This is a genomic window from Streptomyces sp. R28 (genome assembly GCF_041052385.1).
Classification (GTDB): Bacteria; Actinomycetota; Actinomycetes; order Streptomycetales; family Streptomycetaceae; genus Streptomyces.
The window spans coordinates 4,006,276-4,019,144 of the sequence record NZ_CP163439.1; the positions used below are offsets into that span (position 1 = coordinate 4,006,276).

10 protein-coding genes are annotated in these 12,869 nt (G+C 72.3%); 2 read left to right on the forward strand and 8 right to left on the reverse strand.

Features of this window, described 5'->3' with window-relative positions:
* Positions 1-64 precede the first annotated feature (64 nt).
* From AB5J49_RS17660 to AB5J49_RS17680, 5 genes are all read right to left on the reverse strand, one after another.
* Entirely contained in the window at positions 65-4,249 is a 4,185-nt protein-coding gene (locus AB5J49_RS17660) for a trypsin-like peptidase domain-containing protein (protein WP_369169591.1), read from the reverse strand.
* The gene (locus tag AB5J49_RS17665) at positions 4,233-4,544 is read right to left on the reverse strand and encodes a trypco2 family protein (RefSeq protein WP_369175172.1); all 312 of its coding nucleotides are present in this window, start codon (positions 4,542-4,544) and stop codon (positions 4,233-4,235) included. The genes AB5J49_RS17660 and AB5J49_RS17665 overlap by 17 nt, the downstream gene beginning before the upstream one ends.
* Positions 4,545-4,733: 189 nt before the next feature.
* On the reverse strand, positions 4,734-6,188 hold the full coding sequence (locus AB5J49_RS17670; RefSeq protein ID WP_369169592.1) for a cellulose binding domain-containing protein: 1,455 nt from the start codon (positions 6,186-6,188) through the stop codon (positions 4,734-4,736).
* A gap of 127 nt (positions 6,189-6,315) precedes the next feature.
* Positions 6,316-7,734, reverse strand: a complete 1,419-nt coding sequence (locus AB5J49_RS17675) for an ATP-binding protein (protein ID WP_369169593.1) — start codon at positions 7,732-7,734, stop codon at positions 6,316-6,318.
* Positions 7,731-8,420 (reverse strand): response regulator transcription factor, encoded by a 690-nt coding sequence (locus tag AB5J49_RS17680; protein WP_369169594.1) that lies wholly within the window; start codon positions 8,418-8,420, stop codon positions 7,731-7,733. The genes AB5J49_RS17675 and AB5J49_RS17680 overlap by 4 nt, the downstream gene beginning before the upstream one ends.
* A gap of 146 nt (positions 8,421-8,566) precedes the next feature.
* Between AB5J49_RS17680 and AB5J49_RS17685 the strand changes: the two genes are divergently transcribed.
* On the forward strand, positions 8,567-9,097 hold the full coding sequence (locus tag AB5J49_RS17685) for a hypothetical protein (protein ID WP_369169595.1): 531 nt from the start codon (positions 8,567-8,569) through the stop codon (positions 9,095-9,097).
* A gap of 22 nt (positions 9,098-9,119) precedes the next feature.
* Here the strand turns inward: AB5J49_RS17685 and AB5J49_RS17690 are convergent, their stop codons facing one another.
* Positions 9,120-9,989 (reverse strand): spermidine synthase, encoded by an 870-nt coding sequence (locus AB5J49_RS17690; protein ID WP_369169596.1) that lies wholly within the window; start codon positions 9,987-9,989, stop codon positions 9,120-9,122.
* A gap of 56 nt (positions 9,990-10,045) precedes the next feature.
* On the reverse strand, positions 10,046-10,483 hold the full coding sequence (locus AB5J49_RS17695) for a hypothetical protein (RefSeq protein ID WP_369169597.1): 438 nt from the start codon (positions 10,481-10,483) through the stop codon (positions 10,046-10,048).
* Between the two features lie 266 nt (positions 10,484-10,749).
* Between AB5J49_RS17695 and AB5J49_RS17700 the strand changes: the two genes are divergently transcribed.
* Positions 10,750-12,228, forward strand: a complete 1,479-nt coding sequence (locus tag AB5J49_RS17700; RefSeq protein WP_369169598.1) for a hypothetical protein — start codon at positions 10,750-10,752, stop codon at positions 12,226-12,228.
* A gap of 34 nt (positions 12,229-12,262) precedes the next feature.
* On the opposite strand, the gene AB5J49_RS17705 is transcribed toward AB5J49_RS17700, so the two are convergent.
* Positions 12,263-12,865, reverse strand: coding sequence for a histidine phosphatase family protein (locus AB5J49_RS17705; protein WP_369169599.1), 603 nt, complete (start codon positions 12,863-12,865; stop codon positions 12,263-12,265).
* Positions 12,866-12,869 lie beyond the last annotated feature (4 nt).

The following is a 12,869-nucleotide window of genomic DNA, read 5'->3' on the forward strand; positions in this document are numbered from 1 at the left end:
GGCACGCGGAGGGGACGTGCCGCGCCCCGCGGTCTTCCTGCGGGCGAGCTCGGCGGACGGCGTCTCAGTCGTGGATTCCGACGTGGGCGAAGACGACGTCTCGTACCGCGCGGACGGCGTCGATGTCGAGGGCCGCGAGGACCGGGACCGCGTGGTGCCAGCCGTCGGGTGTCAGTGCCTCGGCGAGGAGGGCCCTCGCGTGGGGAAGGTCGGGGCCGGCGGGCGGGGGGACGAAATGGGCGGCGAGGCGACGGGCGGTGCCCTCGTAGTCCAGGAACTCACGGCTGAGTGGAGCGACGGGGACGCACGCCACGTACTCCGCGAGAGCGACGAGCGCCTTCGCGCGCGCGTCGTCGACCGTCATGGAACGGATGACCGTCTCGGCGGCAGCGAGGTCGCCCAACGCGGCATGGGCGAGGACTTCTACGTCTCCCGGCCGGTAGAACGGCAGGCGCTCGTGTTCCGCGGCCACCTGATCGAGGAAGCGGGGGGCTGAGGCCGGCTCGACAATGGCCTTCAGCAGGCCCAGCAGCGCCCGGTCCGTGATGAGGAGGTCCCATGCGTCGTCCAGCTCGCGGACGAGCTCCTGGACGTACCGGCTCCGCTCGCTGTCGTACGGCGCCACCGTGGCGAGGAGCCTGCCGACTTCCGGCACGGGCACGTGCAGCGCGGCCGACATCGCTTCCTGGGCGAGGCGGTCCGCCGTCTTCGGGTGGTGGCGCCACAGGCCGGCCGCCGCCTCCGCGTGGGCATGCAGGGACGGCACGATCGAACCCCTGACTTCGAGCTTTCGCCTCAGCTGCGCCATGGCTTCCAGCGCGCGATCCGCCGCGCCCACGGACGCCCATGCCTGGACGACAGCTGTCACGAGAGCGTGGCCTTCGATGACCTCGATGGTGGAGATCACTCCTGCGGCGACCTCGGACGCTCGTTCGGCCAGCCGCGATGCCAGGGCGGTGTCCTCACCCCCGACCGCCCTGGCTACGGCGGCGAAGCCCCATGCTCGTACGTCGGGGGTTCCGATGGTCTCGACGAGACGCTCGGCGTCATGGGGCAGGCCCGCCGTGGCGAGCGCGCTCGCGAGGTGGACCAGCCGCTCGGCCTGGCCCGAGTCGGCCACCTCACCCGTCAGGTCATGGGCGTTCTCGGCCTGTTGGAGCAGTCGCAGCGCCCGCTCGGGCTCGGTCTCGGCAAAGCTCTCGGCGAGCACGACCAGTGCCGTGGCGACGCTCCGCCACTTGCTGTCCTCCGTCGTGAGCAGCAGGGTCTCCAGGTCGTCGGCGGATCCGCAGGCGACAAGCAGGCGAGCGACGCGGGCGACGGATCGGTCGCTCTCCCGCTCGTACTCGATGACAGGGTCGTCGAAAACGTCCAGCTCAGCCCATGCTTCGGCGACTCGCCCCGCACGCGCCCATGCTTCGGCGACCGCCCTGCTGGTGTCCAGCGTCATGATGTTCAAGTGGTGCCACACCGAGTTCTTCGCAAGGTTCAACCTCTGCCGCAGCCGTAGGGCCTCGTCCACCCGACCGGTCGCGGCGAGCGCTGTCACGGTTCGGTGGACGCCGTACCCGTCGCTCCAGCGTGCCGAGATGCCGGGCGTACCGGGCTTTCGCAGGACGCCCTCGGCGTACGCCAAGGACAGTTGCAGGGCCCGCTCGGCCTGGCTCGGGCGAACGGAGTGGAGGACCTCCGCGACGACCGCGGTCATGTTGCCGAGGTGGGCCGAGGGGCCTTCGGAGAGCGCGGCCAGCGAGTCGTGGAGCACAGCCGCACGGTCCGGTGCGCCGCGGGCGGTCCACTCTGCCGCTGTGCCGGCCCGCGCGTACGCCGCGTCGTACAGGTCGTCCATCTGCTCCGCCAGGCCCTCCGCGTGCTTCAGCAGCCGTTCGGCGCGCTCGGCGTCGCCGGCCGCACGGGCGGTGGCCAGGACGGCTTCGATCCCCTGCGGGGAGGCGGGTTGCCGCAACTCGCCGAGCCGGCGCAGCGCCTCGCTGTGGTTCCCCGTCCCCATCAGCACCGCGGCCAGGGTGCCCAGCGCGGCGTCGGTCTCCTCGTCCGCCACTTCGTCGTAGTACTTGGGTCTCTCCGCCACCAGTTGCTGGATCAGCCGCACCGCCTCCTCCGCCAGCCCCACCGCCCGCCGGTCTCCCGTGCCGGCCAGCACGCGCGCGACGGCTGACAGTGCCCGTGCCCGGTCCACCGGCTCGAAGATGCTGTGGGCGAGGCCGATGGCATGACGGACCCGGCCGAGACCGGCGTAGACCGCGGGGATCTCGGGATGCAGCAGCTTGTTGCGCCGGGCCAGCAGGTCCCCGGCGGCCACCAGGCTCGCCAGGGTGCCCAGGTCGTCGGGGGCGACGCGGCGCACCACTCGACCGGCCGCCGCGATCTCCGCGAGGCAGGCCGCGTCGCTGCCCGTCACCTCCCTCAGCCGGTCCCGTCGTCGTACGTCCGTCGCGAGCGCGGCGGCGCGGTGCGCGGCGTTGAGGAAGGTGACCAGACGGCCGTACGGCTGGAGCAGGTAGAGCGGCGTGTGCTGCGGCCAGCCCTGTCGCCGGTAGCTCTCCGCCCAGGCGTGCAGCCGCTCCCAGTAGGCGTCCACGTCCCGTCCCAGGGCTTCCTGCGCGGCGGCCAGAAGGGTCTCGTGCGCGAAGAGGAAACCGCGGCCGGCCACGTAGAGGGTGACGTCTCCCCCGCTGTCGGCGCCACCGCCGGTGCCGCGCTCGCGAAGGATCCGGCCGAAGGCACTGCCGAGCCGCCGACGCAGTTCGTGGGTCTGTGCGCCGGTCAGTTCCCGCAGATCGTCGACGGTGAGCGTGCCGCGCGCCGCCGTGAGCAGGCCGACCAGATCGACCTGCACCCGGTCGCCGGACAGCGCTCGCCGGAGATCCAGCTTGGCCTCGTACTCGATGTGCCGAGCCTCCTCCGTCGCGACCAGGTCGAGGACTCGGCAGTGACGCAAGGGGTGTTCGTCCTTCACGTCCAGGGGAAGGTCGGGGCTCGGTCGGCCGGTCACCAGGACACGGACGTTCGGGGGAGGCCGCCTGGGCAGCAGCGAGGCGATGCTCGGACCGTTGCCGCCCGGTGCCAGGGACTGGTCCTCGTCGAGCCCGTCCACCACGAGGAGCAGGGTGCCGCCCTGCTGCGCGACGCGTTCGGCGGCCTTGCGCAGGAGCAGGCCGCGCAGCCCGTCTCGGGCCGCCGGCGAGTGATGGCCGGATGGTGCGTGGCCCGCGATGGCCGCCAGTTGGTCGATGAGCGCGCCGGTGAAGGCGTCGCTGTCCGACTGGCGGGCGTTGCGGGAGGTGATGAAGAACCACACCGGGACGACACCGCGGGGCGGGTGCAGTGCGAACCAGGCGGCGAGCGCCGTCTTCCCGGCCCAGGGCCGCCCCTGAAGCCTCAGGTACTGCTGGGGGCCGCCGCAGAAGGCTGTGAGGTCACGGAGTTCGGACTCCCGATCCTTGAGTTCCTCGGGGGCGAAGTCCTCGGTGAGCTGAGCTCGGTAGGCCTCCTGGATCAGGTCGAAGGTGGTGGCGGGCAGCGCGTCGGGCAGTGCCCCGGGGGACAGTGCACAGTCCAACGACCGTTCCAGTGCCGCCAGTTCCGCGCCGGTGAGCGCCTCGGCCCAGCGGTCCACCCGGCTCGCCGCGATGCGTCCGGTGCCGTTACCCCCATGGCGACGCGCGACGATCCCGACGAGCCGGCCGTTGCCGAAGACGGCTGCTCCGGACATGCCTTCCCAAGGGTCCCGGTCGGGATCCGGGTCGTCGGCGGGCGACGGGCAGACCGTGAGGTCGAGGGTGCCCTCACGTCGGTTGGAGAGGACGGCGCAGTTCGTGTGGATGTGCTCCACGTCGCGGAAGCGTGAACCGTCCTCGTCCGTACGGAGCTTGAAGCGCGGGTAGCCCATGGTCGTGCAGGGCAGCACCGCGTCCTGGTCGCCAACCCCGCCGAAGACGGCGGGCACGATGTCCGTGCCCGGCTCCTCCGCGAGGGCGAGGACCGCGACGTCGATGGCCTCGTGCCGGTACTGCACCACGGCTTTGAAGGTCCGCTCACCCGGCCGGTCGGCCTGTAAGCGGACGCAGACGTCGTTCGTGCCGTCGACGACATGGGCGGCGGTGAGCAGCTTGCCGGGGGCGAAGAGGTAACCCGTGCCGCGTCTGGCCTCACCGCGCTCCGATGCCGCGACGATGACCTCGGCGACCTGCTCCGGCCGAAGCCCGTCCTCAGCGCTCCCCGTCAACCTCGCCGCCCGCGATCAGCACCGTCCGTGCCGTGCCCCCGCCCGCCGGAACGACCTTCGGGGTGAGGGTGACGGTGACCCGCTGCGTCTGCGCCTGCGTGTACTTGCCGTTCGCCCCGGCATCGACGACCCAGAGCCGTACCTTGCCGTCCGCGCCCGCTTCCCGGCTGACGGCGACCGTCGCCTCGAGCTCGACGGGCCCGAGCTCGAACCGCAGGGCCTCACCCCCTCCGTCCGCCAGGGCAGTGCTCAGCTGTTGCCTCAACTCGCGGATCATGTCGGACAGTTCGATCACGCTCTCCCCCTTGCCCATGGTGCTCAGATGCTACAAGTCCGCGCACGGGCAACCGGCTACGAGCATCGACATCCGAGTCGGCATGACCGGCGGGGGGGGCGCACACCTCTCGTCAAGTGCGCGTGCCCCGGCCGGCTAGGGGGGAAGACCGGCCGGGGCACGTCCACGTGGTTCGAGAGGCGACCTGGGTCAGTTGTAGGCCGCGAACGCCTTCGAGAACGCGAACCTCTCCTGCAGGACCGAGCTGCACGTCGCGTCCGCCGCCGGCTTCTCGCCGCCCGCGCACTGCTTGTCGCGGGTCGCCGACCACATCGACAGCCAGCCGAGGCCCTTGGACTGGGCGAACTTCACGAGTTGGGTGGCGTCGTCGACCTTGAAGATCTCGGTCGTGACGTCGTTGACGCCGATCATCGGGGTGACGGCGACCGCCTTCCAGGCCGCGCTGTCGGAGAGGCCGAGCACGCTCTTGACCTGGGCCTGGGTCGCGGTGGCCGCCTGCTCGGCGTAGGTGCCCATGTCGCCGCTGTACGCGGGGCCGTAGTCCATCGCCATGATGTTGACGGTATTGATCTTCACGCGGTTCTGCTGGGCGTTGGCGAGGAGATCGACGCCCGGCTGGGTCAGGCCCTCCGGCATGACGGGGAGGGTGAAGGAGACGTCCAGGTCGGGGTGGTCCGCCTGGAGCCTGGCTATCGCCTGGGCGCGGCGCGTGTTGGCCGCCGTGTCCGGCAGTGCGCCGCCCTCGACGTCGAAGTCGACCTTGGTCAGCTTGTACGCGTCCACGACCTTGCCGTACGCCGCCGCCAGCGCGTCCGCCGAGGAGCAGGTCGTGGCCAGCTCGCTGCCGGCCGCGCCGCCGAAGGAGACGCGGACGTCGCCGCCCTTGGCGCGCAGGTCGCCGATCTGCGCGGCCACCGCGTCGCCGCCGAGGTCCGTGACGCCGCCCCACTTCGGGGTGCAGCCGCCGCCGTCGGTGATGAAGGCGAGGTTGTAGTCCTTGACGCCGGTCGCCTCGGCGCTCGCCGCCATGTCGAACGCCGGGTAGAGGGAGGTGTCGATGTAGGGGGCGAAGCCGGTGGTGGCTCCCGTTCCGGTGCCGGGGGTCTGCGAGGGCTCGGCGGTGGGGGTCGCGCTCTGAGTGGGGGTGACCGTCGGCTTCGGTGTCGGCGTGGCGGATTCGGTGGACGTCGGGCGGCCGCTCGGCTCCGGCGTCGCGCTGTCGTCCGTGGAGCACTTCGCGTCGTCGATCAGACAGCCCGTCGGCGCGCCCGTGCCGTTGACCACGAAGCCGACCGTCACCGACTCACCGGCCGCCAAGCCGTCCGTGTCCCACTTCGGCGGCGTGACGGTGACGTGCTGCCCGCGCACGCTCGACTCGGCGTTCCACAGGGAACCGAGCTTCGCGTCCGAGGGCAGGTCGAACTCCAGCGTCCAGGTCTTCTCCGCCCGACCGCTGTTGTTCGTGACGACGTACTGCGCGGTGTAACCCGTCGACCAGTCACTGGTCCTGGTGTACGCCGCCGCGATCCCGGCCGCCTGGGCAGTACCGGTGAACAGGATCGCGCCACCGCCGGCCACGGCCGCGGCGACCAGGGCGCCTATCGCCTTGTTCCTGACACTGACCTTGCGCCGGTGCGTACTCATCGCGTGCCTGCCTTCGCTCTTCACGGGTTCACGGGGGAGCCCAGGGGTGGGGTGCGGCAGCACGCTAGCGATCTCGAATCGGGCAAAAGCCCTGATCCAGACCGGTGTTGAGGACCTTAGGGTGCGCTTAAGGAAGGGATCGGGAGCGGTTAAAGGTAGAGACCAATTTGCCGGGCCGGCGGCGTCGCACCGCTCCCCGATGCCCCCTGCGCACGGGTGCCCGCCCGTCCAGCTGGATCCAGATCCGCACCTCGGTCCCACCCAGCACCGACGACCCGATCCGCACGTCCCCGCCCGTCGACTCCGCGAGCCGCCGCACGATGTCGAGCCCCAGCCCGGTCGAGCCGGCACTGCCCGACCCCCGCCCGCGCGCCATCGCCGCCTCGGGGTCGGATATACCGGGCCCGGCGTCCGAGACGAGCACGATCACCGCGTCCTCGCCGTTGTGCAGGTCGACCGCGAAGGCCGTGCCCTCGGGGGTGTGCCGGAAGACGTTGCCGAGCAGGGCGTCCAGCGCGGCGGCCAGATCCGCCCGGGCCACGGGTATCCGCACCGGCCGGTCGGCGCCGGCCACCCGCACCTTGCGGTCCTCGTCCTCCGCCAGCGCCGACCAGAACGCCATGCGCTCGCGCACCACCTCGGCCGCGTCGCACCCGGCGCCCGGACCGGCCGCCACCGTCTGCGGCTTGGCGTCCCGGGCCGTACGGATGATGGTGTCGACCTCGCGCTCCAGCTGGGCGACGGCGGCCCGGGTCTGCTCGGCGGCCGGACCGTCCCCGAGCGAGGCCGCGTTCAGGCGCAGCACGGTCAGCGGGGTGCGCAGGCGATGGGACAGGTCCGCCGCCAGCTCACGCTCGTTCGCGAGGAGTTGCACGACCTGGTCGGCCATCGAGTTGAACGCGACCGCCGCCAGCCGCAGTTCGTTCGGCCCCTCCTCGGGCACCCGGGCGCCCAGCTTGCCCTCCCCCAGCTCGTGCGCACCCTCGACCAGGCGCTGCGCGGGCCGCACCATCCGTACGCCCAGCCGGTCGGCGACCGCGACCGACCCGACGATCAGCGCTACGCCGACGCCGGCGAGCACCGCCCAGGCCGTGGTGAGGCCGTTGGTGACCTCGGAGTCGGGGACGTACACCTCGACGACGGCGATCTCGCCGGAGCTGAGCGCGACCGGCTGGAGCAGCGTGGATCCGCCGGGCACCTCGCTGGTCGAGGCGCGGCCCAGCCGTCGTACCGTCGCGATGTCGTCGGCGGCGGCGCGCTGCCGACCGAGGTCGACGGCGGCCGTGCCACCGGAGGCGGTGTCACCGGAGGCCGGTATGTGCACGGCCATGCCCGCGTCCGAGCCGGCCGAGGCGACGACCCGCTCCAGTTGGTCGCGGTCGGTGGTGATGGACAGCGCCGGGGCGACGGCGGCGGCCTCCCGCTCGGCGTTGGAGAAGGCGCGGTCGCGGGCCATCTCCCGGATGACGAGTCCGAGCGGCACGGCGAAGGCGACCACGACCATGATGGTGACGGCCAGACAGACCTTGACCAGTGCCCACCTCATAGCGGCGGGTCCAGCTTCACGCCGACACCCCGAAGGGTGTGCAGATAGCGCGGGTTGGCGGCCGTCTCGCCCAGTTTGCGGCGCAGCCAGGACAGATGGACGTCGATGGTCTGATCGTCGCCGTACGACTGCTGCCACACCTCGGCGAGCAGTTCCTTGCGCGGTACGACGACCCCGGGGCGCCCGGCCAGGAAGGCGAGCAGGTCGAACTCGCGGCGGGTGAGGTCCAGGCTCGCGCCGTCCAACTCGGCCTGGCGGCGCAGCGGATCGACGGTCAGGCCGCCGACGCGCAGCACGCTGGAGGGGGCGGCCTCCCCGCTGCCCGACCGGGCCCGGCGCAGGACGGCGGCCATCCGGGCCGACAGGTGCTCGACCGAGAACGGCTTGGTCAGATAGTCGTCCGCCCCCGCGTTCAGCAGCCGGACGATCTCCGCCTCGTCGTCCCGTGCCGTGGCGATGATGACCGGCACGTCCGTGATGCCGCGCAGCATCTTCAGGGCCTCGGAGCCGTCCAGATCGGGCAGTCCGAGGTCCAGGATCACCACGTCGAAACGGAAATGGGCGACCTCGCGCAGCGCCTCCAGTGCCGTGCCGACACTGCGCACCGTGTGGGCGGCGTCGGTCAGGTGCCGGATGAGCGCCGAGCGTACGAACTGGTCGTCCTCGACCACGAGCACACTTGCCATGCGCCGCACCGTACGCCATGCCGACGAGCCGGGTCCGGGCCTGTGGACAACTTGCCGACTGTGGACAACCGCCCCCCTGTGGGCAACTCCACGCCCGCGCACAACCGCGCGACACGTCCGGGACGCGTGAGGCAGTATGGCCCGCGATGCGCAGAGGACTCGTACACGTACTCGCTTGGTCGCTCGCCACCGGCGCGGCGGTCACGCTGTCGTGGTGGGGTGTCCACACGGTGATGACGGGCACGGTGTACGACCGGCCGCGCGCCCTGCCCATCACGGCGGCCGACGCGACGACCCAGGGGGCGAAGCCGCTGGCGTCGTCGACGAATCGGGCGACCCCGTCGAAGGGGTCGGTGACCCCCTCGTCCCCTTCCCCGAAGCCGACCGAAACGCCTCGCACGCCGACCCCCTCGAAGACACCGCCGCAGAACACCGGCCCCTCCCCCACCACGTCCGGCCAGGTCAAGAGCTACGACACCGACGGCGGCCGCGTGGTCTTCGACATCGGCGCGACCTCCGCGACCCTCGTCTCCGCCACGCCGGGCGCGGGATGGTCGATGCAGGTGTGGAAGACGCAGACGTGGATCCGGGTGGAGTTCGGCGCGGGCGCGGACCGGGTCTCGGTGTTCTGCACATGGCACGACGGGCCGCCGCGGGTGGAGATCGGGAACTACTGACCGCCCCTGAGCCGGCGCCGACTCACCTGAAGACGGACGCCGGTGGCGCCGGTGAGGCCACCGCAGCCGCGTCCGTGACCGGCAGGGCGCCTCCCGTGAAGTCGGTGAGGGACCTGCCGTGTTCGACCCGGCCGGGGTGCGGGTCGGAGGCGGCGCGGCGGGTCAGTTCGGCGACCGGGAGCGGCAGGTCGGCGGCGAGCAGGACGGCGTTGCCGAAGCGTTTGCCGCGCAGCACGGTCGGGTCGGCGACCAGCGCCAGCTCGGCGAACCGTGCGGCGGCGGTGGCGATCTGGCCGCGCAGATGCGCGAGCGGCGGCCCGTCGGCGAGGTTGGCGGCGTACCAGCCACCGGGTTTCAGCGCCCGGCGGACCTCGTCGAGGAACTCGGTCGAGGTGAGGTGGGCCGGGGTGCGGGCCCCGCTGAAGACGTCGGCGATGACGAGGTCGGCCCATCCCTCGGGGACCTTGGCGAGCCCTTCACGCGCATCGACGGACCGCACCCGGATGCGGGCGTTTCGGTCCAACGGCAACTCGCGGCGGACCAGTTGAACGAGGGCCGCGTCGCGTTCGACGACCTGCTGGGTGGAGCGGGGGCGGGTCGCGGCGACGTAACGGGCGAGGGTGAGGGCGCCACCGCCGAGGTGCACGGCCTGTACGGGTTTGCCGGGCGGGGCGACGAGGTCGATGACGTGGCCGAGGCGGCGCTGGTACTCGAAGGAGAGGTAGGCGGGGTCGTCGAGATCCACGTGCGACTGCGGGGCCCCGTCGATCAGCAGCGTCCAGGCCCGCGCCCGGTCCGGGTCGGGTATGAGCTCGGCGAGCCCTCCGTCGACGGTCTCGACGACGGAGGTGAGGGCCGCGCCGGAGCGCCGGGGGTTCCTGGACTTTCCCACGTGGCCATTATCAGGGGGCACGGGCACTCCCACCCGCCCACAGCGGCGACCATGCGTCACCGACAGTTGTCGGCCGCCTCGATCAACCGCGCCGCCTCGCCCAGCGCCGCCCGCAGCACCGCGGGATCGGTCGCCAGGTCCGCCTCTCCGGGCGGCAGGAGCCAGTCCGAGCCTTCGACCGGCGGCTCGGGGTGCAGGTTCAGGTTGAGCCCGCGGCCGTCGGTCTCCGTGCAGGTGCTGCCCGGCACGTCCCAGGCGGCCGCCGTGCCCGGCGGTACCACGAAGCCCAGCGTGTCGCCACCGTCGTCGTGCAGCACGGGCCCCACCCCGTCTCCGGCGCCCCGCCGCAGGATGTCGACCGCCTCCAGGCCCTGCCGCGCCGGAACGGTGACCACGTCACAGCCCACCTCCGGCGGCTCGCTGAACTCTGCTGTCGGCGCATGTCCCACCGTCGTCGATGGCGTACGAGGAACGACGCTCTGGCTGGTCTTCATCACGACCTCCACCACGGAACCCCTTTTGCAGTCCGAGGAGTTCAACGCCTCGCGACGTCAACGGCTACGGCGGAAGTCAGCCGCAAAGGATGGCAGTTCATGGCAGATCACGTATGAGATATCCGGTTTGTAGCCAAACGCAGCGTGGCGGCTTCGCTACAGCAGGTACGTTCTTGCCCGCCGGAGACAAGGGCAACACACGGATATTCGGTTCAACTCGTCCTCGTCCCGGCATGGTTCGACGGTTCGCACGAGAGGACCCGGCCATGGCGTCGTCAGAGCTGACCTCGTCCCAGTACCCCAGACCACCGCGGCCGAATCTCGCGTTCCGGCAGTTGCGCGGACAGCGCTCGCCGGCCGAGTTCGCCGCGGTGGTGCGACGGGCCGCCCGCGAGATCGGCGAGCTGGTCAGCTGTGACGCGCGTTACGTCGGACGGGTCGAGGCCGGTGAGATCCGCTGCCCCAACTATGCGTACGAACGGGTGTTCCTGCACATGTTCCCCGGCCGCACGCTCGCCGACCTCGGCTTCGCGCCCCGCTCGTCCGTACGCGGACGCCGGGCGCGCACCGACGAGGACGCGCCCCTCGTGCACACCACGAGCCGCACGCACACCACGAGTGAGACCCGGGGGGCCGACGAGCCGTATGTCCCACGAGACCCGCAGGACCCGTACAAGTCGTACGGCGCACAGCAGAACCACCAGAACCACGAGATCCACGAGGAGAGCGACGTGCTGCGTCGCGCATTCATGACCGGCGGCGGCGCCACGGTGGCCGCCGCCTCGCTGGGCCCCCTGGGGCTCACCTTCGACGCCGCGGCCGCGGAGCGTCCCGTCAGACGTGTCGGGGGACGCGAGGCGGACGCGCTCGAGGAAGCCGTACGCCGCATCCGGCTGCTCGACGACCGGCACGGCGCCGACGGCCTCTACCGGCGGGCGGCCGCGCCGCTGCGCGCCGCCTACGCACTGCTCGACGCCGGTACGACCCGGCAGGCGACGTGCGACCGGCTCCACTCGGGCGCGGGCGAACTGGCCATCTCGGTGGGGTGGCTGGCGCACGACTCGGGGCGGTTCGACGACGCGCGCTCGCACTACGCGGAGGCGTTGGCGACCGCCCGGATGGCGGGCGACGCGGCACTGGAGGCGCACGCCTTCTGCAACACGTCGTTCCTCGCGCGCGACGCGGGCCGGCCACGCGAGGCGGTCCGGGCGGCGCAGGCCGCGCAACGCGTCGCGCGGCCCCTCGGCTCCTCCCGTCTGATGTCCCTGCTCGCGCTGCGCGAGGCGGGCGGCTGGGCGGGGCTCGCCGACCGCACCGGCTGCGAACAGGCCCTCGCCCGCGCGCTGGCCTTCTACGAGCGGGGCCGCTCGGACGCCGACCCCGAGTGGATGAGCTTCTACGGAGAGGCTGAGCTGGAGGCCCTGGAGGCGCAGTGCTGGTCGACGCTGGGCAACTGGCGGCGGGCGGCGCGGCACGCCGACCGGGCGGCCCAGCTGCAGGATCCGCACTTCACGCGCAACATCGCGCTGTACACGGCGGAACTGGCGGACGACCTGGCCCGCGGGGGCCTTCCCGACGAGGCCGCCGCGGCCGGGATGCGGGTCCTGGACCTGCTGGACCTGGTGCAGTCGTCACGGGTGCAGACGATGCTGGCGGGGACGGCACGGGTGCTGCTGCCGCACCGTCGGGCCAACGGGGTCTCGGCGTTCCTGGAGAGGCACGCGAGCGTGCCGCGCACGGCATAGCCGACGGCGCCCTGCCGGCGCCCGGGCCCGCCCTTTACGCCGCCAAGTGCCCCAGGTCGTTCCAGCTCTCGATGGCCGGCTCCCCGTACGCCCATCCCAGCACCGACAGCGATGTGGGATTGAGCCGGATGCGCGCCGCGAAGTCGAGCGGCAGCCCCAGCCAGCGGGCGCCTATGGAGCGGAGTATGTGCCCGTGCGCGAACACCAGCACGTCCCGGTCCGCCTCGCGCGCCCACGTCACCACCTCGTCGGCCCGGGCGGTCACCTCGGACAGGCTCTCGCCCTCGGGCACGCCGTCGCGCCAGATGAGCCAGCCGGGCCGGACCGCCTGGATGTCCGCCGGTGTCATGCCCTCGTACGCGCCGTAGTCCCACTCCATGAGCGTGTCCCAGGTACGCGCGCGTTCGCCGAAGCCGGCGAGTTCGCACGTCTCACGCGCGCGTGACAGAGGGCTGGTGCGGACCTCGATGCCCGCCCCCGCCAGCCCGTCGAACGGCGACCGGTGCAGGCGTTCGCCCAGCAGCTTCGCGCCCCTGCGGCCCTCCTCCAGAAGCGGCACGTCGGTCCTGCCCGTGTGCTTGCCGGCCAGCGACCATGCCGTCTGTCCGTGCCGGGCCAGCAGGATGCGCGGTGCCATTGAA

Excerpts from the sequence above, each read along its gene's own strand:
- AB5J49_RS17670 (WP_369169592.1), bottom strand. The coding sequence starts at position 6,188 with ATGAGTACGCACCGGCGCAAGGTCAGTGTCAGGAACAAGGCGATAGGC.
- AB5J49_RS17675 (WP_369169593.1), bottom strand. The coding sequence starts at position 7,734 with ATGAGGTGGGCACTGGTCAAGGTCTGTCTGGCCGTCACCATCATGGTC.
- AB5J49_RS17680 (WP_369169594.1), bottom strand. The coding sequence starts at position 8,420 with ATGGCAAGTGTGCTCGTGGTCGAGGACGACCAGTTCGTACGCTCGGCG.
- AB5J49_RS17685 (WP_369169595.1), top strand. The coding sequence starts at position 8,567 with ATGCGCAGAGGACTCGTACACGTACTCGCTTGGTCGCTCGCCACCGGC.
- AB5J49_RS17695 (WP_369169597.1), bottom strand. The coding sequence starts at position 10,483 with ATGAAGACCAGCCAGAGCGTCGTTCCTCGTACGCCATCGACGACGGTG.
- AB5J49_RS17700 (WP_369169598.1), top strand. The coding sequence starts at position 10,750 with ATGGCGTCGTCAGAGCTGACCTCGTCCCAGTACCCCAGACCACCGCGG.
- AB5J49_RS17705 (WP_369169599.1), bottom strand. The coding sequence starts at position 12,865 with ATGGCACCGCGCATCCTGCTGGCCCGGCACGGACAGACGGCATGGTCG.